Genomic DNA, 22,696 nt, shown 5'->3' with positions numbered 1-22,696 from the left:
TTCTGGATAGTTTGAGTTTTGGAAAAAAGAAGTGCGTTAGATAAATTTGATCTTCAGTCATTGCGGATTGTTGAAAAAATTCTATTTTTCCGGATGCATTTTGTGGCAAGTTCTACATGTGCTTTGAGCATTGCATCATGTATTTAACCAGTTGAGGCAAATTGAATGAATGACATGAGGAAACAAGACTCATTCTCGCCCCAGTCGCGCTTGCAAGCATTGCTGGCGGACCCTGGGATGGAGGATTTTTCAGGGTTAAGCCTATTGCTTGATCAAGCCGGGTATGAACTGAGTTGGGTGGCGAGCGAATCTGATGTGCAGAATTTGCTCGAAAGGAGGCATGTTGATTTGCTTATATGCAACACGCGGCTGCTTGACGTGGACGGCGGAAGGTGGTTGGAAGAATTGATTGTCCAGTCGTGCAATATTTCCGTGATTATTTTGGATGAAGGCGGGAGAGGGAACGCTAGGAGAGGTATTGGGCGTTTATTGGGATTGTGCCGTCATATTATCAGCCCATGGGATAGCGATCAATTTTTGGCGACTATTGAACAGTTGAATGAGCAAAGGATTTCACGCCAGGAAAATATTCGCCTCGAACAGAGAAATCGGACGCTGGTGAAAGAGTTGAGTGAACTCAGTTCGAAGCTGGAGAATGCTGCGCACGAGCATGACGACGAGCTTCTGGAAGCACATAGAAAGCTCAAGAGGAGTTTCGTGGCGACAATCCGGATGTTCTCGAATCTTCTGGAGTGGCGAGGAGGGGCGCTTGCCGGCCATTCTCGACGCGTGGCCGACCTGACTCGGCGAACGGCAAATATCATGCAGCTTGACGAAGGTGAGCAGCAAAATGCCTTTGTCGCTGCGTTGATTCATGATATTGCACATATAACGCTGCCCGACGGGTTGTTGAATAAATCAGTGACCAGCTTAAGCCATGAAGAGCTGGAGAAATATCGAACCCACTCCAGCTTGGGAGAACAACTGCTCCTGTCAATAGATGACGCACATGGGGTTGCCACTTTGGTCAGAGGCCATCATGAGCGTTTCGATGGCGCAGGTTACCCGGATGGGCTGAAAGGGGAAAATATTCCAGTAGGTGCGCGAATAATCGCAGTCGCAGATTGTTATGATGACCTGACAATAGGACATTTGAACGGTAAATCTCTCACTCCGGCAGAGGCAAGAACCATAATATCCCATGGCAGGGGTACGCAATTCGACCCTGAGGTAGTCGATGCATTCTTGCAGATTCTGCTGCAGGCAACGCCCGCTGTTGATCCTGCACCATTTTATATTCGCTGTTCAGATCTCAAGCCTGGAATGGTCTTGGCCCAGGATTTTATGTCTGGAGAGGGTTTGGTTTTACTCACTGCAGGTCGGGTTTTGACTGAGGAGTTGATTCACAGAATACAACTACGTGTTCATCTTGGACGCAAGTTGCCGGTTCGTGCCATGACGGTGGCCGCATGATGCGGGTTTTTCTCATAAAACGTCTTTATTGAGTCCTATGAATTCCTGGGCTAAAGGGGAATATCGAAGATTGGTCTGGATGCCCCGATGTGGAAACTGTTCTTGTTGCGAAATGTTGACGCAAATAAGTCCATTTATCAGGGTTTCTTTGCCTTGAAGAACTTCAGCAGAATTTCGCCATTCAACGTGACTGCTTGATTTTTCAATATATCTGCTATATGTGATGGAGGCGCTTCTGTTGAATAGAGCTTGTTGTCGCTCACTCGATATAAGATCCTGGTGGCGCCCATGATGAATTCGTCTCCTTCGATATGGCCTACATACCTGCCATTTTTTGTGTAGGCTTTCCACCATCCGCCTTCAATCATCATATGTCTCTTTCAGTTGGGTGTTTTATCATTGGGGCTCATTGTGTTTTTGAGCGCAACCAGATTCTATGTTGATGATTATTCTTTTGTGCAGGCGAGACAAAAATTGACAGAGTTTGGAAACCATTCATTTATTTGATAATGAGTTTTCAAAATCAGCCCATGGCGTGAGTTGTGGTGCCATCGATATCCAGGAAGAGGGCGACGACGATACGGACACCTCTTGTACCACCAAGGGCAAAGCCGGACACCAGCATGCCTGCTGGGCCCGCGGCCACCGCCGCTGCGACGGTACGCCTCCTGAACCAAGAAGTGCAAAACGTGTTTGTAAAAACAGAAGTGATAGTTTGCATGCTAAATGCAACCGACTTCTTGATAAGTTTCTTTAATGAAGTGTGTTTTGTTTCAGTTGACAATGTTTGATACTTTTTTGAGTCGAATCCACGTCAGGTGGGTCTCGGCCTTACCGGAGCCTACCCCTGATGAATTTTTCAATTTCCCGCTGGCTGAGCGCAGCAGGTGTTGCACTTTTACTGTGCTCCAACGCCGCAGCTCAGTGGTCCTACCCTCCCGGCAGTTCCTTGGTCGTTCCCCCTGGCGGTTCTGTTGACCTGTCCTGCTCCTCGTTGGACATGCAAGGGACCCTGGATCTCGGGGGGGCGCTGACTGTGGATTCTTCAGCAACCTTTGGAAGCACGGCAGCCATCACCAGCAGCGGCGGAACGCTGTCCGTGGGCGGTGACCTGCACATCAATGGGTCGCTGAATGCAGGGAACAACACGATAGAGCTGCGCGATGGGTGCGACCCAGGCAACACGAGCCAGCTGAGCGGAACACTCGCGGTGCAGAACCTGACCATCAAGAGCACGAGTGGGCGCACTTTCGTTCTTCCCGTCGGGGCCAACATTACCGTGCTCGGCACTCTGACCATTGAGGGCGTGCCTGGCCAGCCGGTGGTACTGCAGGCGGCCAGCGGCACGGCCGTCATCAACCTTGGCCCTGGAGCGACGGTAGTGCGTGGCAATGCCACCGTGCCAGCGAATGTGCAGATCGGCGCGCCGGTTTCCACAGCCGCCATTCCGACCTTGAGCGAGTACGGGCTGATGCTTCTTTCCCTGCTGATGTCCATCGCTGTTTGGGTGCAGCGCAAGCGGTCGTCGGCTCCACGGCGCGATGCACGCGCAATCTGCAAGACATCTTTTTGAACCTTTGCGATTTCCTGAATCATGCGAAAAAAACCAACTGCTGCGTCTCCCTGGCTGATCCTCACTCTCTCCTCCGTTGCAGCGCTGCATGCGGCGGGCGCCTTGGCGGCTGACATCACTCTCACGCCTCCTGCCGGTGGCGGGTTTGTGATCAAGAACCAGGCTGGGCAGGAACGCCTGCGCGTCCAGGACACCGGCCAGGTTCTGATCCCTGCGCTGCCGTCAACATCGGCCTCCGGCACCCATGTGACTTGCCATGACGGCGCTGGGCAGCTCATGCCCTGCGCGGCAGGCGTGGGCGCAGGAGCGACGGGGGCCACTGGTCCTGCGGGAGCTGCAGGAGCTGTCGGTCCTACCGGGCCTACCGGCGCAGGTACGCCTGGAGCGACCGGCGTGGCAGGTCCCATGGGTCCTACGGGGGTTACAGGGGCAGTCGGCCCTGCCGGCCCCACTGGCGCCGGCATACCAGGAGCCACCGGTGCGACAGGCCCCACAGGTGCGGCGGGTGCAACCGGAGCGACCGGCCCCACCGGATCCACCGGGGCGCAGGGCCTTCAAGGAATCCAAGGCGTGCAGGGCGCTCCGGGTTCGACTGGAGGCGTTGGGCCGGTTGGCCCCACGGGGTCCCAAGGGGCACAGGGCGCTCAAGGCAATCAAGGCAATCAAGGTATTCAGGGAATTCCCGGCCCCACTGGCGCCACCGGCGCGACGGGTCCTGCTGGCAGCGGCGGGGTGCAGTTGGTGGACGGTGCCAACAACGTTCTTGGAAAGGTCTTGAGCGCAACTCGCAGCAGCATCACGATCGTGACCAGTACAGGACATTTGCTTGTGATGTCGTGGGACGGCACAGTCCCCAACGGCCAAATCTACTACCAAGGCAGTGGCGGCAATCTCTGCTCAGGTACAGCCTTCCTCAATTCGGGGAACTCCACACCCGCATCTATCTATGCGAAGACGCTGGTGTGGTCCGGTTCGCTGGCATCGTTCATGGTTCCGGCTTCTGCACCGCAGTCCAATGGAACCGTGCTGTCTGCGGCCATGAGCGGCATCACTGGCATCGACAATCCGGCCTGCGGAACCTCCAGCAGCACCCAGCATGCCTGGCAGTTGCAGACCATCACCCCCGCACTTGTGGGGCTGCCGGCGACGATCACGTCCCCGCTGGTCTTCCAGTAGTACGCAGCTGTATGAGCAGCTTGCTGAAAGCTGCTCGTGGCTCTACTCCCGTCCCGTTGATGGGCTTGAATGAGCCCGCGGTTCTATGTGAAGGATATGGCGGCAAAACCAAGCCGGCGTTGGCCGGCGCTCCGCAACGCCGATGACACAACATTCACGACCATGAAAACCATGAAATTTACGCTGCGCTCTGTTTCCTTCGCCGTAGCCATTGTTTTGAGTGGTGCTTCGATGGCGGCTCCTGGCGGCGCCGACATCACCATCACACCGCCGGCCAATGGTGGATTCGTCATCAAGAACAATGCAGGCAATGCAGAGCGGTTCCGGGTGATGGAAACAGGCGATGTATATCTGCCCAACCTGTCCAATACAACGGAGGCTGGCAGCGTGGCCTGCTATGACGACGCGACGGGGCGACTGGGCAAGTGCGCAGCAGGCGCGATTGTGGGGAACCCGGGTCCGACGGGAGCAACCGGAGCGACCGGTGCAACAGGACCGGCAGGCGCGACCGGCGCGACCGGCGCCACCGGCCAGGCAGGCCCGGCGGGACCCACAGGTCCGACTGGCGTTCAAGGCCCAGCGGGCCAGACAGGCGCTCAAGGCCCCATTGGTGCCACGGGCCTTCAAGGTCCGACGGGGGCGCAGGGTGATATTGGCTTGTCTGGTCCCACAGGCCCCACCGGACCAGCAGGGGCTGGAGGAACTACTGCCACCTCAATGGCTGCTCACAATACAAGCGGTGCCGTAATAGCTGTGGTTCTCGGTGGGACCGATATTCCATTGCCTCAGTCGCAGAATCTCTCTGGATTCATGGTTAATGGTTTAAATACGATGTTTACTGTCCCTTCGAGTGGCAGGTATAGGGTTAAATATTCTATTAAAACTAATGCCAATATGCTTGTTTCAGCAAGGGTTTTGTTGAATGGTACGCCAGTTGCGGCGCTTACAGAGAATACAACGATCAGCGTTTCAAGGTTCGATGGTGAATCAATTTTGGCTTTGGCTGCCGGCGATACACTGAGGGTTCAATTCTTTGATATGCTTGGGGTGGTGACTTTGCAGTCAGGTAGCGGTGCTGCTCTAATCGCGGAAAAATTAAGCGATTAGCATATTTGGATTTTCATAAAGCGAGATGTATATCTCGCTTTATTTTTTGTTGTGTGGATTTGTGGCCTAAGGAATAGTATTTTTGATAAAAAAATGCCATAGAGAGGAAATGGCCTACGGGTATCTGAGGAAAGATGAGGTGGTGAAATAGATGTGTCCCGGGTTCGGGTCTATACATTTCTACCGAGGGCTTGCAGAAGAGCTTTCCAACGCTGAGTGCAAGACTACCAACCAGACCATCCACTTTGACCAAAATCTGTCCAAAGTAGGTAGAAGTCGAGGGCAAATGCATGATTTCGAAAATACTAGAGGCGTGGCTATCGCTGCAGTTTGTTGATTGTAAAATATTTCTCTCTTATGCATATTTCGGTGGATCGGACTTTTAATCTGTTGGACGCGATCCCATGGGTAGGGGATATTCGAAAGTGATTCGATGTGTCCTTCTGCTCAAAGGCTTCTGAGCTAGGCAGAGGTCTACCCCGATAGGTGAGCATATGAAGACAGCCCGAAGCACAGTTAGGAGCGTAACTTAGCGATGGGTGCAGCAGCCGTGGCCTGTCCGGGGCTGGCCGGATTGGGTCATGGTGCAAAGCCGCTCAACAGGTGTGCGGCGCGGTTATCAAGTAAGCAAGGATGGCAGTGCACACACAAGCCAAGGCCACCATCAGTCCCAGCCACATGCCTTTGCGAGCGAGCATTGCCTCGTCCTTTGCGCGGGCGGCCTCATTACGGTAGAAGGCGGCTTCTTTTTGCGCTTCCAGCGCGCGATTTCGTTCTGCCCGCAGTGCAGCTTCCGAAGCTATCGCGCTGCGCCTGGCGTACTCGGCTCTTTTGTCTTCGCGCTCTTCCTGTTCCCTTCGCCGCCCCTCCAGCATGTGGCTGAACGGCGTCGATCCTGTTATTTGTTGGCGGGGTGGGGGGTCTCCCCCGCTGGGTCGTACTTTGAGCAGTATGGGTTGAATTGGAGGAATTTTTTTGGTGGGGTTGTCTGGTGTTTTTTGAGTTTTTATCTCGTTATCTGGTGTATTTTTGGAGATGGGACTTTCTGAGGTCTTGATATTGATCTTAGGGTTTGATGTGGTTGGTGTAGATTTGCTGATTTTCGCGTTGAACTCGATGAGGGGAATCCCTGGTGAAACATGGGTTTCCCGGGTCTTATTGTTTGCATGGCTGGCGGGCTTTGAGTTTTTTGATGCGATATAGGAATGGTTTGATATTTGGTCAGGAGTTTTTACTCCATGCGGGTAGGAATGGAGAAACGAAGCATATTCAAAACCACCTGAAGCCTGCTGCTGGAATAGATTAATATCTTTCGGCGGTGATGGCGATTGCGATGAGCCTTTTGAGCTTGATGTTGCCGATTGGAGGTCAGGTTCCGGAAGGCTCTGTGGCGATTGGGTAGTTTCATTCCCGAGAATTTCTTCAGGCGACAAGGCAGAGATGCTTGCATTCAAGGCTGCTCTCATCCTGTCCAGGGCTTTGTGATCACGTCCTGCGATGGATCCACTCAGGCTTGCGGCCTGTAGCGCGATCTCAGCAGGAGGAGTGGGGCTCTGCACGAGGTGATTTTTGGGCATGTTGCTTTCCGATTCTCTGTCTTCTTGCAACTTTTTCGGATCTGTCATTGCTCTCTCACGGTCTCAGATGTGATCAGGCTATTGTGTCATCCCGGCCGCTTGGGCCTATGCCTTTGCAAGGCAATGAAGCACTTGCCGGTCATCCTTGTCCTTGGCGCAGTCAACGGGCCTGCGGCGCCCTTGACGGCATCAATACTCGGTGTTTCTGAACCGTCAGCCGAAGCATTGACGATGTGCCAATAGCGCCTCACTCGTCCGCGTTGTTTCTGCCCGGCCCCTTCACCGGCCCACGCCCTTGCCCAGCGACAGTATTTCGCTCGCATGCACGATGGCCTGGGCAATCTCCTCCACCGAGCTTCGCCGGCTCATGGCCTGGGCGCGGATCATTTCGTAGGCCTGGTCTTCGTTGATCTGGTGGGTTTGCATGAGGATGGCCTTGGCTTCGGCCACGCGGCGCTGGCCCAGCAGCTTGGCCTGGAGCTTGGCGATGCGCTGCTGCTGCTGGCGTGATTCCTTGTGGTTTCTGCGCGCCAGCACCAATGTGGACAGCAGGCCGAAAGAGCGGATGGGCGAGGGCAGGATGGCTTGCACCTGCAGCTCCAGCACGGCGGAGACGATGGTGGGGTTCTCGTAGTTGACCACGGCGATGGCGGTGGGCGGGCTCTCTCCCTCGCCCTGGGTCCAGGCGTAGTTCAACTGCAGGTGATCGGGGCGCACTGCCAGGAAGACCACGTCCGTGCCCTCGGGCAGGCTGGGCTGGGGCGGCCAGATGGCCTGGACCTGGCAGCCTATGCGCTGCAGCTGCTGGGCCAGCAGGCGGCCGTCCGCGTCGTCGGGGTGGACGACGGCAATGCGCAGCTGGCGCAGTTCCTTCAGTTGGGGCGAGGTGGCGCGCAGCAGCGGCTTTCTTTCCAGCAGTGGCCGGCCTGTGGCAGCGCTGCCGGTGTCCTTGTTCGGGGCGGCATCCACGCTCAGTTCTCCAGGGCACCGAGGCTGGCGGTCCAGTCGCCCAGGGAGTGGGTGACCAGGTAGGGGTCGGGCGAGACGGCCCGGGTGGCCTGGCGCACGATGGTGAAGCCGCCCTGTGCATTGGCGCGGCCCACGCGCGGGTGCAGCCAGGTGTGGTGGTTGTCGGGGTCCAGCCGGATGCGGCCCTGGGGCGCGTCGAATTCGCTGCCCAGCAGATGGGGCAGCAGCTCGCCTATGCGGTCACTGCCGGCCTGGCGGAAGGCGTTGGCGAACAGGTGCATCTGAAAGTAGGCGGCCTCCCAGCACAGGTTGGGCCGGCAGTCGTCGCCCAGGCGCTGGCGCAGCCGGGCCAGGCAGCGCGCATTGGCCGGCGAATCGATGGACTGGAAGTAGGGCGCGGCCGTGAAGTGGCCGGCCGCCACGTCGGCGCCCATCTGGGCGATCTCGGCCTCTGAGGTGGTGAGGCTGGCAATCGGCATGGTCTGCGGGTTGAAGCCCGCATCGGCATAGGCGCGGTAGAGGCTGGCCGTGGAATCGCCGACCACGGTGGAGAAGATGAAGTCCGGCTGCCTGGCGCGGATGTCCTGCATGATGGCCGCGTAGTCGCGCTCGGTGGCGTCCAGCGGCAGGTAGTGTTCACCGAGCTTGTCGCTGCCGGGGTGCTGCATGACCAGCTCGCCCATGATGCGGTTGGACTCATAAGGGTAGATGTAGTCCGAGCCGATGAGGTAGACCCGCGCGCCGAAGCTGCTGGTCATGTAGTCGGCCAGTTGCACGCTGTTCTGGTTGGGCGCGGCGCCCGTGTAGATGACATTGCCCGAGAACTCGAAGCCTTCGTAGAGCGTGGGATAGAACAGCAGCTTGTTCCATTTCTCGACGATGGGGATGACGGCCTTGCGGCTGCTGGACATGTAGCAGCCGAAGATGACGTTGATGCCGTCGCGCACGATGAGTTGCTCGGCCAGGGCCGCATAGCGGGCCGGCGTGGAGGCCGGGTCGTAGCGCACCGCGACCAGTTCGCGCCCCAGCAGGCCGCCCGCCTCGTTGATTTCGTCGATGGCCAGCTGCGCGCCCTGCAGCTGGGACTGGCCGATGGTCGATGTGGTGCCGGTGGCCGAGTAAAGAATGCCGACTCTGACGGGGTCGTTCATGGGTTCCTTCTGTGCCAGGTGCTGGCGTGCGTTCTTTGCAGGCTTCAGGTTAATCGAGATTGGCGTGGCCGGTGGCCGTGGTCAGCGGCCGGCTGCGAGCCTTGCGCCCATCTGGGACAGCCGCCTTGGCAGATGACGCGCGTCGTCGGCAATGCCGTAGTTGCGCCCGCCAAAGATATGGCGCACATAGCCGTCTGCCTGGCTGTCCACAGCCAGGCAACTGATGCGTATGCCTGCGGCGCGGGCCTGCTGCACGGCGTGGCGCGCGTCTTCGATCAGGTAGCGATCGTCATGCACGTCGATGTCGGCGGGTGCTCCGTCGGTGATCACCAGCAGATGGCGCTGGCCAGCAGGCTCGGCTGCCAGCAGGCTGCTGGCGTGGCGCAGGGCGGCGCCCAGGCGGGTGGAATGGCGGCCCTGCAGTGCCTGCAACCGGGCGGCCGCTGCTGCGGCAAAGGGTTGGCCGAAGTCCAGCAGGCGCAGGTATCGGACTTCGGCGCGCGTGTTGGACGAGAAGGCGTGGATGGCCAGGCGGTCCACGCCGGTCCTGTGGCCTGCGCGCGATTCGGCCAGCATGAGGGCAGCCTGTTTCTCCAGCTCCAGCAGGCTGGCGCCGTGGGGGCCGGGCGTGTTGACCGATTCGGAAGCGTCCATCAGCACCAGCAGGCTGGTGGGGCGCGGGCCTTTGCCGGCCCGCATGAAAAGGCGGGGCTCAGGGCGCAGGTTCAGGCGGCGGTCCACCTGGACCTCGATGGCGGCATTGAAGTCCAGGTCGTCGCCTTCCCACTGGCGGCGCAGGCGCTGGCGCCGGTCCAGCTGGCGTGCGGGCGGCAGCGGCAGGGGCGGCAGTGTCTGTCTGCCGGCCTGGGTACCTTTCCCGGCCAAAGCATCGGCCTGCCATGCGGGCAGGGTGTCGATGACGGTGCACCAGTCCTTCTTCAGGCGCTCCGACCTGCGGTCCCATTCGGGATAGCTGTGGCGCGACAGTTCCAGGCCTGGGTCCAGGTCCAGCGACTGGCCTTCCTGGGCATCGGACTGCTGTCCTGCGCCGGCCGATGGAGGTGGAGCCGCGCGCGCAGCGGACTGCTGCAGCGCGAGTGTGTCTTCCTCGCCCTGAGGCGACTCCGGATGCTGCCAGAGATAGCTGTTGTCATCACGGTAGATGCTGGGCACGGCATGGTGCTGCGGGTCCATGCGCACGCGCATCTGTCCCAGGTCGTTGGCCAGGATGGAGGCAATGGCCCGGAATGCGGCGTAGTCCTCCAGGCCATGGCGCGTGGCGGTGTTCTCGAACAGGTCACGGGCCTTGTGGATCCAGTGGTTGCCGTCCATGCGCTCTGGCCACAGCAGCATGCGGTCCAGCCGGGCCATGAAGGCGGCAAAGCCCAGGTCGGATGGGTCGGGCTCGGGTGCGATGCAGGCCTCGAACCAACGGCGCACGCCGGGGTGCTGCAGGCACAGCAGCCGCTCCACGCGCGCATCTTCCAGTGCGCCCACCACGGCCTGGCCCATGGGCTTGAGGGCACGGCTGTCCTGGCGGGCGGGCGAAAAGCGCAGATGGGCTGCGGCATGGGCCATCGTTGCTGCGTGCAGGTGTGCCTGCATGGGCAAGTTGGCGGGAATCAGCAGCCGGGCAGGCTGGCTGATCAGCACGGCGCGCGGCGGCAGGGCGTGGGCCTGGCCTGGCGCCGGGGCACTGGCCGGCATCCTGGCCAGCGCCTGCACGGCGACAGGCTGGCGTGCCAGGCCGCTGGCCAGCAGGCCCAGCGTGTGCAGCAGACGGGACTCTTCGGGCAAGGCAACGGAGATGATGGCCATGGCGCGCGGCCCTCAGGCGCCGAACTCTGCTTCGACCAGCTGGCGCAGCGCGGCGGCGGTGTCGGGGTCGTCGGTCAGGGCGCTGGTGATGGTCATGTCGCAGCTGTCATGCACCGGCATGCCGTCGCGCATCAGCAGGCCCGCGTAGATCAGCATGCGGGTGGAGGCGCCTTCGTCCAGGCCCCGGTGGCGCAGTTCGCGCGTGCTGCGCGCCAGGCTGACCAGGCTGCGAGCGGTGGCCGGGGCAATGCCGGTCTCGTGGGCCACGATGTCCGCCTCGATCTCGGGCGCCGGGTAGTCGAAGTCCAGCGCCGCGAAGCGTTGGCGCGTCGATGGCTTCATGTCCTTGGCGCTGCTCTGGTAGCCGGGGTTGTAGGAGACCACCAGTTGGAAGTCAGGGTGCGCGTGGACCACCTCGCCCTTCTTGTCCAGCGGCAGGGTGCGGCGCGCGTCGGTCAGCGGGTGGATGACGACGGTGGTGTCCTGGCGGGCCTCCACCACTTCGTCCAGATAGCAGATGCCGCCGTGGCGCACGGCCAGGGTCAGCGGGCCGTCGTGCCAGGCAGTGCCGTCGGCATCCAGCAGGTAGCGGCCCACCAGGTCGGAGGCCGTCATGTCCTCGTTGCAGGCCAGCGTGACCAGGGGGCGCTTGAGCGCCCACGCCATGTACTCCACAAAGCGCGTCTTGCCGCAGCCCGTGGGGCCCTTGAGGATGAGCGGCATGCGGTGCTGGTAGGCCTGGCGGTACAGCTGGACCTCGCGGCCCGAGGGGCGGTAGAAGGGTTCTTCCTCGATGCGGTAGGCCGCCAGCGGGTCGGCGGCCTGGCTGGCAGGAGCGTGCAGCGGGCCTGTGGTTGTTGTCGTGCTCATCTTCACTCTTCACCTTTGCGTGTTCATGGGCGGGCCTGCCCCCAGGCCTGAGGGCTCGGAGGCAGGACGCTGTCAGCGGTGCCTGGGCGCCTCGTGCGGAATGCCTTCGATGGGGCATTCGGGCGTGCCCACGGTGGTGCGTGTGAAGGACTCCACCATCTCGCGCGTGCCCTCGGGATCGTTGACCCACTGGCTGTAGAAGTTGTAGGGGCAGGCGGCCACGCCCTTGTCCCCGTCGCCCGAGTTGATGGTGCCGGTGTAGCCCCGGTGCACCAGCTTGAACAGATGGTTCTGAGACTGGCCGTTCTTGCGCGCATCGCGGATCAGGTGCTTGGACAGTTCGGCGTACTGGATGCCCATTTCCTCCTCGCCGGTCTCGCCCAGGGTGCGGCCGTCGAAGCCGATGATGGCCGAGTGCCCGAAGTACGAGTACACGCCGTCGAAGCCCGCCGCATTGGCCACGGCCACGTAGCAGTTGTTCATGAAGGCCATGGCCTTGGAGACCATGATCTGCTGCTCCTTGGCCGGGTACATGTAGCCCTGGCAGCGCACGACGAGCTCGGCGCCGCGCATGGCGCAGTCGCGCCAGATCTCGGGGTAGTTGCCGTCGTCGCAGATGATGAGGCTGATCTTCAGGCCCTTGGGGCCTTCGCTCACATAGGTGCAGTCGCCCGGGTACCAGCCCTCGATGGGCACCCAGGGCATGATCTTGCGGTACTTCTGCACGATCTCGCCCTGGTTGTTCATGAGGATGAGGGTGTTGTACGGCGCCTTGTTGGGGTGCTCCTCATGGCGCTCGCCCGTCAGAGAGAACACGCCCCAGACGTTGGCCCTGCGGCAGGCGTCGGCGAAGATTTCGGTCTCTTCGCCCGGGATGGCGCTGGCCGTGTCGTACATCTCCTTGGCGTCGTACATGATGCCGTGCGTGGAGTACTCGGGAAAGACCACCAGGTCCATGCCCGGCAGGCCGCGCTTCATGCCCACCAGCATGTCGGCGATCTTGCGGCAGTTGTCCAGCACCTCGGCCTTGGTGTGCAGGCGTGGCATCTTGTAGTTGACCACCGCCACGCCGACGCAATCGTTGCTGCTGGAAATATCTCCGTGTCTCATGCTGCTGCTCCTGAAGGGGTTGAGGGGGCGGCGCGCGGCATCGCAGCCCCCTCGATTCCCGGCCCACAAAAAAAGGCCCGAACCGCTCCGGGTCAGGGAGCGGTTCGGGCCTTGTTGCCCGACATCTGCGCTGGCAGCTTTGGCAGCGGATGTCGTCTTGTCGGTAATGCGGGAATGAATCGGGGCGATGCCTTATCGCCGTGCATGCATTATTGCCATGCACTCGCGCCGCGCATATACGTCATATGCCGGTTGTGGCGGGCGCGATGCCGTGGTATTTCCCGCGCGCGCTCTGCGCCCTGGTCCCTCAGAAGGACCCGAACATGGTGCCGAGCGTGATCACCAGCACCAGGGCCAGCAGTGGCGCGCCAATGGTCATGATGGCGATGTTGCCGTATGACTGGCGGTGCGTGAGGCCGCAGATGGACAGCAGCGTGATGATGGCGCCGCTGTGCGGCAGGGTGTCGAAGCAGCCGGCCGCCATCACGGCCACGCGGTGCAGCAGCTCGGGGCTGATGCCCAGCTGGGCGGCCATGGCCAGGTAGTCCTTGCCCAGCGTGGACAGGGCAATCGACAGGCCGCCTGACGACGACCCCGTGATGCCGGCCAGCACGTTCATGGCCACGGCCTCGGAGATCAGCGGGTTGTGAGGCGCCACATTGAGCACGGCCTCGCGGATGATGGCAAAGCCCGCCAGCCCCGCGATGACCGCGCCGTAGCCCACTTCCGAGGCCGTGTTGAAGATGGGCAGCATGGAGCCCAGCACGCCCTTGTTCACCGACTCCTTGAGATTACGCCAGCGGCCCAGGCCCAGCAGCACCAGTGCGGCGCAGGCCACGGCCAGGGCCATGATCAGCGCCCACAGGCCCGTCTGCTTGGCCGGGTCCACGGCAGGAAAGCGTTCCTTCAGAAAGCCGAAATCCATCTGCGGGAACACACCGTAGGTCAGCAGCGCATTGACTGCGATCACCAGTACCAGCGGCAGCAGGGCCAGCAGCAGCGGCAGGTCCCGGCGGCTGTGCAGGGCGGGATCGCTTTCTTCATGCAGCCCCTGCTCGACGGCGTCGTCATGGTCGCCGTAGCCTTCGCCGGCCAAGCGTGCCTTGGCCGCGCGCGACTGCAGCCACCACAGGCCCAGGGCCAGCATGGTCATGCCGCCGATGATGCCCAGGCCCGGCGCCGCGAACACATTGGTGCCGTAGTAGGGAATGGGAATGGCGTTCTGGATGGACGGCGTGCCCGGCAGCGCCGTCATGGTGAAGGTGAACGAGCCCAGCGCGATGGTGGGCGGTATCAGCCGCTTGGGCACATGGGCCGCGCGGAACAGAGACTTGGCAATCGGATAGATGGCAAAGGCCACCACGAACAGCGACACGCCGCCATAGGTGAGCACGGCGCAGGCCAGCACCACCGTGAGGATGGCGTGCTTCTCGCCCAGCACGCGCATGATCCAGTGCGATATTGCGGTGGCCGCGCCCGAGTCCGCCATCAACTGGCCGAACAGCGCGCCCAGCAGGAACACCGGGAAGAACTGCAGCATGTAGTTGCCCAGGGCGCCCATGAAGGTGCTGGTGTACAGCGGCAGCATGTGGCCCAGGTCGCCGGACAGCAGCACGGCCACGGCGGCCATCAGGGGGGCCAGCAGCAGCACGGAGATGCCTCGGTAGGCCAGGAACATCAGTCCCGCCAGTGAAATCACGATTGCCAGGGTACTCAAATCGTCTCCAGTCCAGTGGTTCTAGTCAAAAAGACAGAATAAATGCGGATGGGTGACAATTTGGCGTAATTGGCGTGCTTTGTAGATGATTTGGCGCAATATATCGCCACGTTATCCCCATGTTTACCCGGCCTGTGCGCCGCTGCGCGACTGCAGCCTCAGTGTCAAGGGCGTGGATGGCCGCAGCGTGACCTGCAGCACAGGGCGAGGGGCGCCGGCACCTTCGGGCACGCTCAGCCGCAGGCGCTGCAGCACCATGGCCGCCACCACCGTCATCTCCGTGCTGGCCAGGTGCTGGCCCAGGCATACGCGCGGGCCGGTGCCAAAGGGCATCCAGCTGCCGCGCGGCGCGGCAGGGGCTCCGTCCTTGTCGGCATCGGCGAAACGCTGCGGCTGAAAGGCATCGGGTTGAGGGAACCAGCGCGCATCGCGTTGCATGAGGCCGGGCGCAATCATGAACAGGGTTCGCGCGGGCAGGCGCCACGGACCCAGCTGCACAGGCCGTGTGCAACGCCGGCTGATGAGCACGGGCGCGGCCGGATACAGGCGCATGGCTTCCTGGAGGCTCCAGCCCAACTGGCGCAGCGCGGGCAGGTCCTGCGCCGTGGGCGTGCGGCCCTGCAGCTGTTCCTGGATCTCGTCGGCCACCTGCTGCTGCGCCTCGGGATGGGTGGCCATGCACCAGGACCACCAGGTCAGGCTGCTGGCCACGGTTTCGTGACCTGCCAGAAAGGCGGTCATGCACTCATCGCGCACGGCCTGCAGTGTCCAGGCCTGGGCGTCGCCCCGGTGCAGGCGCAGCAGGCGGCTGAGCAGATCCTCGGGCCAGTCTGCATCGGCCTGCGCCAGCCGGAGCCGGACCTGCCGGTCGATGAAGCTGCGCAGCCAGGCAAGCGCCCGGCGCTTGCGGCGCTTCCATGGCATGGCATCGGGCCAGCGCAGGGGCCAGTAGAACTCGCTGTTGGCGGCATGGCTGACTTCGCGGATGGCCTGCTCCGCGGAGCGCGCATCCTCGCCGATGGCGCCGGAGAACATCAGCCGCATGATCACATCCATGGCCAGTGCGGTCAGCGCCTGTTCCATGGGAAAGTCCTCGGACTGCTGCGGCCAGGCCTGGAGCGCGGCCTGCGCGGCTGCGGCCAGGGCCGGTATCTGGGCCTGCACGGCCTTGGGGGAGAAGGCCGGCAACAGGGCCTGCCGCTTGCTGCGCCAGGGCTGGCCTTCGCTGACCAGCACGCTGTGGCCGTGCAGCTGGGCAAAGACCGAGATGCCGTGCTCCCAGCGCACCAGCGCATCGTGCTGGCCCACCAGCAGCTCGCGCACCAGTTCGGGATCCGTGACGACGACCTGGTGCTCTGGCCAGATGCGCAGATGGATGGCATCGCCGTGCTCGCTGCGCCATTGCGCCAGCGTACCCAGCAGGTCGCGCGACATGCGGCGCAGCAGGCCCCAGCCCATGAGCCCCCGTGCCGGGCCGGGTGGCCAGGCCGTGGAGGCCGTCTGCTCGGATTGCTCGGGTTGCGCCGGTTGCGCGGATTGCGGCGCTTGCGTGGCAAAGGGGCAGGAGGCCGCATTCGACGGCGCCGGTGTGCAGGTATCTTGCGTGGGATTCGGGCGGTTCATGTTCCCATGCTCGCTGGTCACGCCGCCCGTGGTCTTGAACGAAAGCGTCACCGGATCGGCGGGCGGCAAGGCCTACACTGCGCCTCCATGGATGCCGTAGTGATGCCCGAAGCCGAGCCCGAAACCGAAGTCTGTGTGCCCAGCGCCTTTGCTGCCTGTCCCCCTCTGGATGCCAGGGGCGCGCGCTGGGCAGGCCAGGGGCGGCAGCCGCACTCCATGCTGTATCCCGCGCCAGCTGGGCTGCATGGTGCGGTGGTGGCCGTCTCTGCCGCGATACGCGGGGCGTGGTCCTGGACGATGCGCAGCGGCTGTCGCATTTTCCCGCCACCCCCATGGTCTGCCTGTCCTGGTACCAGGACATGGCCGCAGGCCTGGTGGGCGTGCAGGGCTGCGAGCCCTTTGAGGCATCCGTCATGCTTTCGGGCAGCCAGACAGCGCCCACGGCCAGCTGGGCCAGCGGGCCTGGCCGTGGCGGCATGGTCTGCCTGCACCTGGATGCCGCGCTGCAGCTTTTCGGCCCCGGCGTGCTGCAGGCGCAGGATGGCTTTGTCGCGGCATCCGGGGTGCTGGGGCCGTCCTGGTCCGCGCTGTGCCAGGCCCTGCTGCATGCGCAGGACGATGCCGGCACCCTGGACGCGTTGCAGCGCCACCTGGCGCCGCGCTGGCGCGAGGTCCGGGGGAGCGCCCTGCAGGTGCTGCCCTCATTGCGCGAGCATGGGCGCCACTGGGTGGCCTGGCTGGGGATGCAGGCGCTGCAATGGCAAAGAACGCTGGGCGCGCGCCAGGTGGAGCGGCGCATCAAGCAGTTCAGCGGCCGCTCCCTGCGGCAGTGGCAGGGCATGGTGCGCACGGAAAGCCTGTTCCATGCGGCGCGGCGCCACCATGAACAGGGACAGGCGCTGGACTGGGCCGCGCTGGCGCTGGACGAGGGCTTCTCCGACCAGGCCCATATGTGCCGCGCCGTGCGCCAGATCACGGGGTTTTCGCCGGGGGAGTTTGCGCGGCGCTTCGAGCACGATGAATCGTTCTGGATGTATCGGCTCTGGGTTTGACCCGGGGGTGTGCTCCGCTTGCGTGTCCGTCACGCTACAGCATTTTTTGCATGGTAGAAAACGCGGGGGCTGCAAGCCGTTTCCCTGTGAAAACAGGTCCCGAATGCCGCTGTAAAACCCTAAGTCTTCTACAAGACTTAAAAAATGTGGCGGGTTCCGCTTAGAATTTTGTATTGTGGGATCGCATTGCAGAAAACGCCGGGGCAGCATGCTGGCGCGACGGGGCATTGCGTGACGGTCCTACTGCCTCAGGCTGCGCCGGCCCCGTTTCCCCTAGCGGATGCCCGGTTCGACGGCCTGCGGCGCGACCCCTACCTTTTCACTACCTGAGACAAGAGATGAGCACGCAGCAACCCACCATCATCTACACCCTGACCGATGAGGCTCCGCGCCTTGCCACCAGTGCCTTCCTGCCTGTGGTGCGCGCCTTTGCCGCACCCGTCGGCGTGAATGTCGAGACCGCCGACATCTCCGTGGCCCACCGCATCCTGGGTGAGTTCTCCGAATTCCTGGCCGAAGACCAGCGCGTGGCCCACACCTTGTCCGAGCTCGGCAAGAAGACGCTGGAGCCCGATGTCAACATCATCAAGCTGCCCAACATCAGCGCCTCGGTGGCCCAGCTGACGGCTGCCATCAAGGAGCTGCAGGGCAAGGGCTACGCACTGCCCGACTACCCCGAGAATCCGACCAACGACCAGGAAAAGGACATCAAGGCACGCTACGGCAAGTGCCTGGGCTCGGCCGTGAACCCCGTGCTGCGCGAGGGCAACTCCGACCGCCGCGCTCCTGCCGCCGTCAAGAACTACGCCAAGAAGCACCCCCACTCCATGGGCGAGTGGAAGCAGTGGTCGCAAACCCATGTCTCGCACATGGAGCACGGCGACTTCTACCACGGCGAAAAGTCGATCACGCTGGACGCCGCACGCGACGTCAAGATGGAGCTGACCACCAAGAGCGGCAAGACCGTGGTGCTCAAGTCCAAGGTGGCCCTGAAGGCCGGCGAGATCATCGACTCCATGTTCATGAGCAAGAAGGCGCTGTGCGACTTCTATGAAAAGGAACTGGACGACTGCCGCGACGCCGGCATCCTGTTCTCGCTGCACGTCAAGGCCACGATGATGAAGGTCTCGCACCCCATCGTGTTCGGCCACTGCGTGAGGATCTACTACAAGGAAGCCTTCGAGAAGCACGGCAAGCTGTTCGACGAGCTGGGCGTGAACGTCAACAACGGCATGTCCACGCTGTACGAGAAGATCGAGACGCTGCCCGCCTCGCTGCGCGAAGAGATCATCCGTGACCTGCACGCCTGCCAGGAACACCGTCCCGCGCTGGCCATGGTGGACTCGGCCAAGGGCATCACCAACTTCCACTCGCCCAACGACGTGATCGTTGACGCGTCCATGCCCGCCATGATCCGCCAGGGCGGCAAGATGTGGGGCGCCGACGGCAAGCCCTACGACTGCAAGGCCGTGATGCCTGAGTCCACCTTTGCCCGCATCTACCAGGAGATGATCAACTTCTGCAAGTGGCACGGCAACTTCGACCCCAAGACCATGGGCACCGTGCCCAACGTGGGCCTGATGGCGCAAAAGGCCGAAGAGTACGGCTCGCACGACAAGACCTTCGAGATCGAGGAAGACGGCGTTGCCAACATCGTCGATCTGGCCACCGGCGAAGTGCTGATGAGCCAGAACGTGGAGCAGGGCGACATCTGGCGCATGTGCCAGGTCAAGGACGCTCCCATCCGCGACTGGGTCAAGCTGGCCGTCACGCGTGCCCGCAACTCCGGCATGCCTGCCGTGTTCTGGCTGGACCCCTATCGTCCGCACGAGGCCGAGCTGATCAAGAAGGTCAACACTTACCTGAAGGACTACGACACCACGGGCCTGGAAATCCACATCCTGTCTCAGGTCCGCGCCATGCGCTACACGCTGGAGCGCGTGGCCCGCGGCCTGGACACCATCTCGGTGACCGGCAACATCCTGCGCGACTACCTGACCGACCTGTTCCCCATCATGGAACTGGGTACCTCGGCCAAGATGCTGTCCATCGTGCCCCTGATGGCCGGCGGCGGCATGTACGAAACGGGTGCTGGCGGCTCGGCTCCCAAGCACGTGCAGCAGCTGGTGGAAGAAAACCACCTGCGCTGGGATTCGCTGGGCGAGTTCCTGGCACTGGCCGTGTCGCTGGAAGACCTGGGCATCAAGAACGACAACGCCCGCGCCAAGCTGCTGGCCAAGACCCTGGATGAAGCCACGGGCAAGCTGCTGGACGAAGACAAGTCGCCTTCGCGCCGCACCGGCGAGCTGGACAACCGTGGCAGCCAGTTCTACATCGCCCTGTACTGGGCACAGGCCCTGGCGGCGCAGACGGAAGATGCCGAACTGGCCTCCAAGTTCGCTTCGCTGGCCAAGCAACTGGCTGACAACGAGTCCAAGATCATCGAAGAGCTGCGCGCCGTGCAGGGCAAGGCCGTGGACATCGGTGGCTACTACATGCCCGACGTGGCCAAGATGGATGCCGTGATGCGCCCCAGCGCCACGTTCAACGCAGCCATCGACGCGCTGCTGTAAGCCACTGTGCCGGGGCCTGGCCCCGGCAGGCTTCAGCCATGACCGGCCGACCCGCAAGGGCGGCCGGTTTTTTCATGCCTGCAACGGCAGGAAAGAAAACCGCAGGCGAAAAAAAACCGGCCCAGAGAGCCGGTTTTTGGAAGCTGCGCCGTGATCAGTAGCGACCGCCGCCGTGGCCGCCATTGCCATAGCCGACGTCCGAACGCTTGCCGGCGTAACCCTGCGGGCTGTAGCCACCGGAGCTGCGGCCTTCTTCACGGGGACGGGCCAGGTTCACGACGATCGAGCGTCCGTCCACGGACATGCCGTGCAGGCCGGTGATGGCGGCCTGGGCGACTTCGGCAGAAGCCATTTCCACAAAGCCGAAGCCCTTGGAGCGGCCGGTTTCGCGGTCCATCATGACCTTGGCGGAGGCCACGTTGCCGAACTCGGCAAAGTTGCTTTCCAGGCTGGAGTCGGTCACGGAGTAGGGCAGATTGCCCACGTAGATTTTGGTGGTCATAGGAAAACCTCTTCGATTGGATGTGCGCAAAAGGGCGCACCGTTGGCATGCATGCGGCGGACTGTGCAATCCGCGGCGGTGAATGGATGGGAGGGCGACAGGCAGCCGGGCAGGCAGGCCGTCAGCACGCAGGCGGGTGCTGCATGCAGGTCTGAAGCCAGCCCTGAGTGACGGCAAACAGCCGTGCTGCTTCGCGGGAGGCGAACGCCTTGTCGAAACGGAATACGCGGCAGTAGCTGCCGTTGCCTTGGGAGCGATGGACCGCGAAGGAGGCGCGGAAGCGGCCGCAGTCGGTCGGGTGTGTCGAGGGCGAGACGACGTACTTGCCCATGGGAATGCCGGTGTTTGAAATGTGGTTCAGTCAGGTTCGCAGGCTTGAACAGGCCTGCGTGAGCATCTGGGAACTCGGTTGGCTGCAGCTCTACAGACCAACTGTGCGACAAAGGTCGCAAGAGACATCCTGCGGGGAGCGGCGGACAGCCGTTGTGCAGGGAAGGGAAGTGGGCGGCTTAAGCGCTTGGCCTCAACAACGGAGCTGACTATAACCTGTTGCGTATTTAGGCGCAACTTAATATTCTTTTTAATTGTAAAACAGTGCGTGGCCGCCGATTTTGTTATGTTATAACGTAACTGTTTTGATGCAGGGCAAGGTCGCTGCCCGCCCTTTTTGACCAGGAAACCACCATGTCCCACTCCCTGACCACCAAGCAACAACGCGTGCTCGACACGCTGCGCCAGGCCGGCGCGCCGCTGACGGCCTACGCGCTGCTCGACCAGTTGCGGGACCACGGTTTGACGGCCCCTACCCAGGTCTACCGCGCGCTGGACAAGCTGGCCGAGCAGGGCGTGGTCCATCGCCTGGAGTCGCTGAATGCCTATGTCTGCTGCTCGCATCCGGACGAGGGCAGCCATGATTTCTCGGCCTTTGCGATCTGCGACAGCTGCGGGCAGGTCGATGAATTCGTGGACGACGCGCTCAACCGCTGCTTGGGCAGCTGGGCGCATGGCAATGCCTTTGCGCTGGCCCATTCGAACATCGAGCTGCATGGCAAGTGCTCCGCCTGCACCGCGCTCCCTGCCTGAGACCCCTCCCTGCGCATGCGGCCGCAGTGCCCGCCGCGCGATCCCTGTCCCTGTTCGAGAGATTCCATGATGCATACCGTAGCGCCGGTTCAGCCGCCGCATGCCCGATTGCCTGTGACCGTGCTGTCGGGTTTTCTGGGCGCGGGCAAGACCACTTTGCTCAACCACATCCTGCACAACCGCGAAGGGCGGCGCGTGGCTGTCATCGTCAATGACATGTCCGAGGTCAACATCGACGCGGCCCTGGTGCGCGATGGCGGGGCCGACCTGTCGCGCACCGACGAAAAGCTGGTGGAGATGAGCAATGGCTGCATCTGCTGCACGCTGCGCGAGGACCTGCTGCTGGAGGTGGCGCGGCTGGCGGGCGAGGGCCGCTTCGACCAGTTGGTCATCGAGTCCACGGGCATCTCCGAGCCGCTGCCGGTGGCCGAGACCTTCACCTTCGCGGGCGAGGACGGACGCAGCCTGGGCGATGTGGCGCGGCTGGACACCATGGTGACCGTGGTCGATGCCTTCAACTTCCTGCACGACTATGGCTCGCGCGACAGCCTGCGCTCGCGCGGTGAATCGCTGGGCGAGGAGGACCGCCGCACCGTGGTCGATCTGCTGATCGAGCAGGTGGAGTTCTGCGATGTGATCGTGCTCAACAAGATCGACCTGGTCACCGAGGAGGACTGCACGCGGCTGATGGCCATCCTGCGCGGGCTCAACCCGCGTGCCAGGCTGGAGATCGCCTCCTTCGGCCAACTGCCGCTGGATCGCGTGCTCGATACCGGGCTGTTCGATTTCGAGGAGGCCTCCAGGGCGCCGGGCTGGCTGCAGCAATTGCGTGGCACGCACCAGCCCGAGACCGAGGCCTATGGCGTTGCCAGCTTTGTCTACCGCGCTCGCCGCCCCTTTCATCCCCGGCGCTTCTTTGGCCTGGTGCAAAGCGAATGGCCTGGAGTGGTGCGCTCCAAGGGATTTTTCTGGCTGGCCAGCCATCCGGCGCTGGCCGGTTCCTGGTCGCAGGCCGGCGCCGTGGCCCGCCATGGGCCGGCCGGGCACTGGTGGGCCGCCGTGGAGGCCGAGCGCTGGCCGCGCGACCCCGAAAGCGTGGAGCGCATCCTGGACAAATGGGTCGATGGCGTGGGCGACGCGCGCCAGGAACTGGTGCTGATCGGCATGGGCATGGACGAGGACGCGCTGCGCGCCCGCCTGGACGAGTGCCTGCTGACCGATGCAGAAATGGCCCTGGGCCCACAGGCCTGGGCGCAATGGGACAACCCGTTTCCCGACTGGAATTGAACGAATACTGCGCCGGCCTGGGTCGGCGTGGCCAC

At 62.4% G+C, this 22,696-nt stretch carries 19 protein-coding genes; 8 read left to right on the top strand and 11 right to left on the bottom strand.

Annotated features, from left to right (window positions below; genetic code table 11):
* Positions 1-174: 174 nt before the first annotated feature.
* Positions 175-1,473, top strand: coding sequence for an HD domain-containing phosphohydrolase (locus LGR64_RS11770; protein ID WP_230355491.1), 1,299 nt, complete (start codon positions 175-177; stop codon positions 1,471-1,473).
* 137 nt (positions 1,474-1,610) lie between these two features.
* Here the strand turns inward: LGR64_RS11770 and LGR64_RS11765 are convergent, their stop codons facing one another.
* Entirely contained in the window at positions 1,611-1,841 is a 231-nt protein-coding gene (locus tag LGR64_RS11765; RefSeq protein ID WP_141832385.1) for a hypothetical protein, read from the bottom strand.
* A 632-nt stretch (positions 1,842-2,473) separates the two neighbouring features.
* On the opposite strand from LGR64_RS11765, the gene LGR64_RS11760 reads away from it, so the two are divergent.
* From LGR64_RS11760 to LGR64_RS28620, 3 genes are all read left to right on the top strand, one after another.
* Complete coding sequence (locus LGR64_RS11760) at positions 2,474-3,046, top strand: IPTL-CTERM sorting domain-containing protein (RefSeq protein ID WP_230355490.1); 573 nt, start codon at positions 2,474-2,476, stop codon at positions 3,044-3,046.
* 774 nt (positions 3,047-3,820) lie between these two features.
* On the top strand, positions 3,821-4,222 hold the full coding sequence (locus tag LGR64_RS11755; RefSeq protein ID WP_216293195.1) for a hypothetical protein: 402 nt from the start codon (positions 3,821-3,823) through the stop codon (positions 4,220-4,222).
* 69 nt (positions 4,223-4,291) lie between these two features.
* Positions 4,292-5,329: a BclA C-terminal domain-containing protein gene (locus LGR64_RS28620; protein WP_096916180.1), complete on the top strand. Its 1,038-nt coding sequence runs from the start codon at positions 4,292-4,294 to the stop codon at positions 5,327-5,329.
* Positions 5,330-5,925: 596 nt separating this feature from the next.
* Here the strand turns inward: LGR64_RS28620 and LGR64_RS11740 are convergent.
* From LGR64_RS11740 to LGR64_RS11705, 8 genes are all read right to left on the bottom strand, one after another.
* Positions 5,926-6,954, bottom strand: a complete 1,029-nt coding sequence (locus LGR64_RS11740) for a hypothetical protein (protein ID WP_141832379.1) — start codon at positions 6,952-6,954, stop codon at positions 5,926-5,928.
* Between the two features lie 231 nt (positions 6,955-7,185).
* The gene (locus LGR64_RS11735; RefSeq protein ID WP_141832377.1) at positions 7,186-7,875 is read right to left on the bottom strand and encodes an ANTAR domain-containing response regulator; all 690 of its coding nucleotides are present in this window, start codon (positions 7,873-7,875) and stop codon (positions 7,186-7,188) included.
* Positions 7,876-7,877: 2 nt separating this feature from the next.
* Positions 7,878-9,026: a transporter substrate-binding domain-containing protein gene (locus LGR64_RS11730; protein WP_013802527.1), complete on the bottom strand. Its 1,149-nt coding sequence runs from the start codon at positions 9,024-9,026 to the stop codon at positions 7,878-7,880.
* A gap of 81 nt (positions 9,027-9,107) precedes the next feature.
* Positions 9,108-10,844 (bottom strand): nitric oxide reductase activation protein NorD, encoded by a 1,737-nt coding sequence (locus LGR64_RS11725; protein WP_230355489.1) that lies wholly within the window; start codon positions 10,842-10,844, stop codon positions 9,108-9,110.
* 12 nt (positions 10,845-10,856) lie between these two features.
* Positions 10,857-11,714, bottom strand: coding sequence for a CbbQ/NirQ/NorQ/GpvN family protein (locus tag LGR64_RS11720; protein ID WP_230355488.1), 858 nt, complete (start codon positions 11,712-11,714; stop codon positions 10,857-10,859).
* A 72-nt stretch (positions 11,715-11,786) separates the two neighbouring features.
* Positions 11,787-12,824, bottom strand: coding sequence for an aliphatic amidase (locus LGR64_RS11715; RefSeq protein WP_230355487.1), 1,038 nt, complete (start codon positions 12,822-12,824; stop codon positions 11,787-11,789).
* 307 nt (positions 12,825-13,131) lie between these two features.
* Entirely contained in the window at positions 13,132-14,541 is a 1,410-nt protein-coding gene (locus LGR64_RS11710; RefSeq protein ID WP_099750582.1) for a GntP family permease, read from the bottom strand.
* Between the two features lie 123 nt (positions 14,542-14,664).
* Positions 14,665-16,164: a cytochrome P450 gene (locus LGR64_RS11705; RefSeq protein ID WP_268869008.1), complete on the bottom strand. Its 1,500-nt coding sequence runs from the start codon at positions 16,162-16,164 to the stop codon at positions 14,665-14,667.
* A gap of 332 nt (positions 16,165-16,496) precedes the next feature.
* Here LGR64_RS11705 and LGR64_RS11700 point away from each other — a divergent pair, with 332 nt between their 5' ends.
* Both LGR64_RS11700 and LGR64_RS11695 read left to right on the top strand, forming a co-directional pair.
* Positions 16,497-17,216 carry a helix-turn-helix domain-containing protein gene (locus LGR64_RS11700; protein ID WP_230355486.1) on the top strand — a complete coding sequence of 240 codons (720 nt, stop codon included), beginning with the start codon at positions 16,497-16,499 and terminating at the stop codon, positions 17,214-17,216.
* Between the two features lie 338 nt (positions 17,217-17,554).
* Positions 17,555-19,789 (top strand): NADP-dependent isocitrate dehydrogenase, encoded by a 2,235-nt coding sequence (locus LGR64_RS11695; RefSeq protein WP_013802520.1) that lies wholly within the window; start codon positions 17,555-17,557, stop codon positions 19,787-19,789.
* Positions 19,790-19,943: 154 nt separating this feature from the next.
* Here the strand turns inward: LGR64_RS11695 and LGR64_RS11690 are convergent, their stop codons facing one another.
* Positions 19,944-20,291: an RNA recognition motif domain-containing protein gene (locus tag LGR64_RS11690; protein WP_012205474.1), complete on the bottom strand. Its 348-nt coding sequence runs from the start codon at positions 20,289-20,291 to the stop codon at positions 19,944-19,946.
* A gap of 121 nt (positions 20,292-20,412) precedes the next feature.
* Positions 20,413-20,622: a hypothetical protein gene (locus LGR64_RS11685; RefSeq protein ID WP_012205475.1), complete on the bottom strand. Its 210-nt coding sequence runs from the start codon at positions 20,620-20,622 to the stop codon at positions 20,413-20,415.
* Positions 20,623-20,975: 353 nt separating this feature from the next.
* Here LGR64_RS11685 and LGR64_RS11680 point away from each other — a divergent pair, with 353 nt between their 5' ends.
* A complete protein-coding gene (locus LGR64_RS11680; RefSeq protein WP_051940745.1) occupies positions 20,976-21,374 on the top strand; it encodes a Fur family transcriptional regulator in 399 nt (132 codons plus the stop codon).
* 66 nt (positions 21,375-21,440) lie between these two features.
* The gene (gene zigA / locus LGR64_RS11675) at positions 21,441-22,661 is read left to right on the top strand and encodes a zinc metallochaperone GTPase ZigA (protein WP_034393333.1); all 1,221 of its coding nucleotides are present in this window, start codon (positions 21,441-21,443) and stop codon (positions 22,659-22,661) included.
* Positions 22,662-22,696: the final 35 nt, after the last annotated feature.

Origin of the sequence: Delftia sp. Lp-1 (assembly GCF_020523835.1) — a bacterium.
Classification (GTDB): Bacteria; Pseudomonadota; Gammaproteobacteria; order Burkholderiales; family Burkholderiaceae_C; genus Comamonas; species Comamonas acidovorans.
Note: the sequence above shows the minus strand (reverse complement) of the source record. Positions and strands in the feature narration are given on the sequence as shown.

Bases quoted from the DNA above. Each gene is read 5' to 3' on its own strand.
- LGR64_RS11770 (WP_230355491.1), top strand. From the start codon at position 175: ATGAGGAAACAAGACTCATTCTCGCCCCAGTCGCGCTTGCAAGCATTG.
- LGR64_RS11765 (WP_141832385.1), bottom strand. From the start codon at position 1,841: ATGATTGAAGGCGGATGGTGGAAAGCCTACACAAAAAATGGCAGGTAT.
- LGR64_RS11760 (WP_230355490.1), top strand. From the start codon at position 2,474: ATGCAAGGGACCCTGGATCTCGGGGGGGCGCTGACTGTGGATTCTTCA.
- LGR64_RS28620 (WP_096916180.1), top strand. From the start codon at position 4,292: ATGAGCCCGCGGTTCTATGTGAAGGATATGGCGGCAAAACCAAGCCGG.
- LGR64_RS11740 (WP_141832379.1), bottom strand. From the start codon at position 6,954: ATGACAGATCCGAAAAAGTTGCAAGAAGACAGAGAATCGGAAAGCAAC.
- LGR64_RS11730 (WP_013802527.1), bottom strand. From the start codon at position 9,026: ATGAACGACCCCGTCAGAGTCGGCATTCTTTACTCGGCCACCGGCACC.
- LGR64_RS11725 (WP_230355489.1), bottom strand. From the start codon at position 10,844: ATGGCCATCATCTCCGTTGCCTTGCCCGAAGAGTCCCGTCTGCTGCAC.
- LGR64_RS11720 (WP_230355488.1), bottom strand. From the start codon at position 11,714: ATGAGCACGACAACAACCACAGGCCCGCTGCACGCTCCTGCCAGCCAG.
- LGR64_RS11715 (WP_230355487.1), bottom strand. From the start codon at position 12,824: ATGAGACACGGAGATATTTCCAGCAGCAACGATTGCGTCGGCGTGGCG.
- LGR64_RS11705 (WP_268869008.1), bottom strand. From the start codon at position 16,164: ATGAACCGCCCGAATCCCACGCAAGATACCTGCACACCGGCGCCGTCG.
- LGR64_RS11700 (WP_230355486.1), top strand. From the start codon at position 16,497: ATGGTCTGCCTGTCCTGGTACCAGGACATGGCCGCAGGCCTGGTGGGC.
- LGR64_RS11695 (WP_013802520.1), top strand. From the start codon at position 17,555: ATGAGCACGCAGCAACCCACCATCATCTACACCCTGACCGATGAGGCT.
- LGR64_RS11690 (WP_012205474.1), bottom strand. From the start codon at position 20,291: ATGACCACCAAAATCTACGTGGGCAATCTGCCCTACTCCGTGACCGAC.
- LGR64_RS11685 (WP_012205475.1), bottom strand. From the start codon at position 20,622: ATGGGCAAGTACGTCGTCTCGCCCTCGACACACCCGACCGACTGCGGC.
- LGR64_RS11680 (WP_051940745.1), top strand. From the start codon at position 20,976: ATGTCCCACTCCCTGACCACCAAGCAACAACGCGTGCTCGACACGCTG.
- zigA (WP_034393333.1), top strand. From the start codon at position 21,441: ATGATGCATACCGTAGCGCCGGTTCAGCCGCCGCATGCCCGATTGCCT.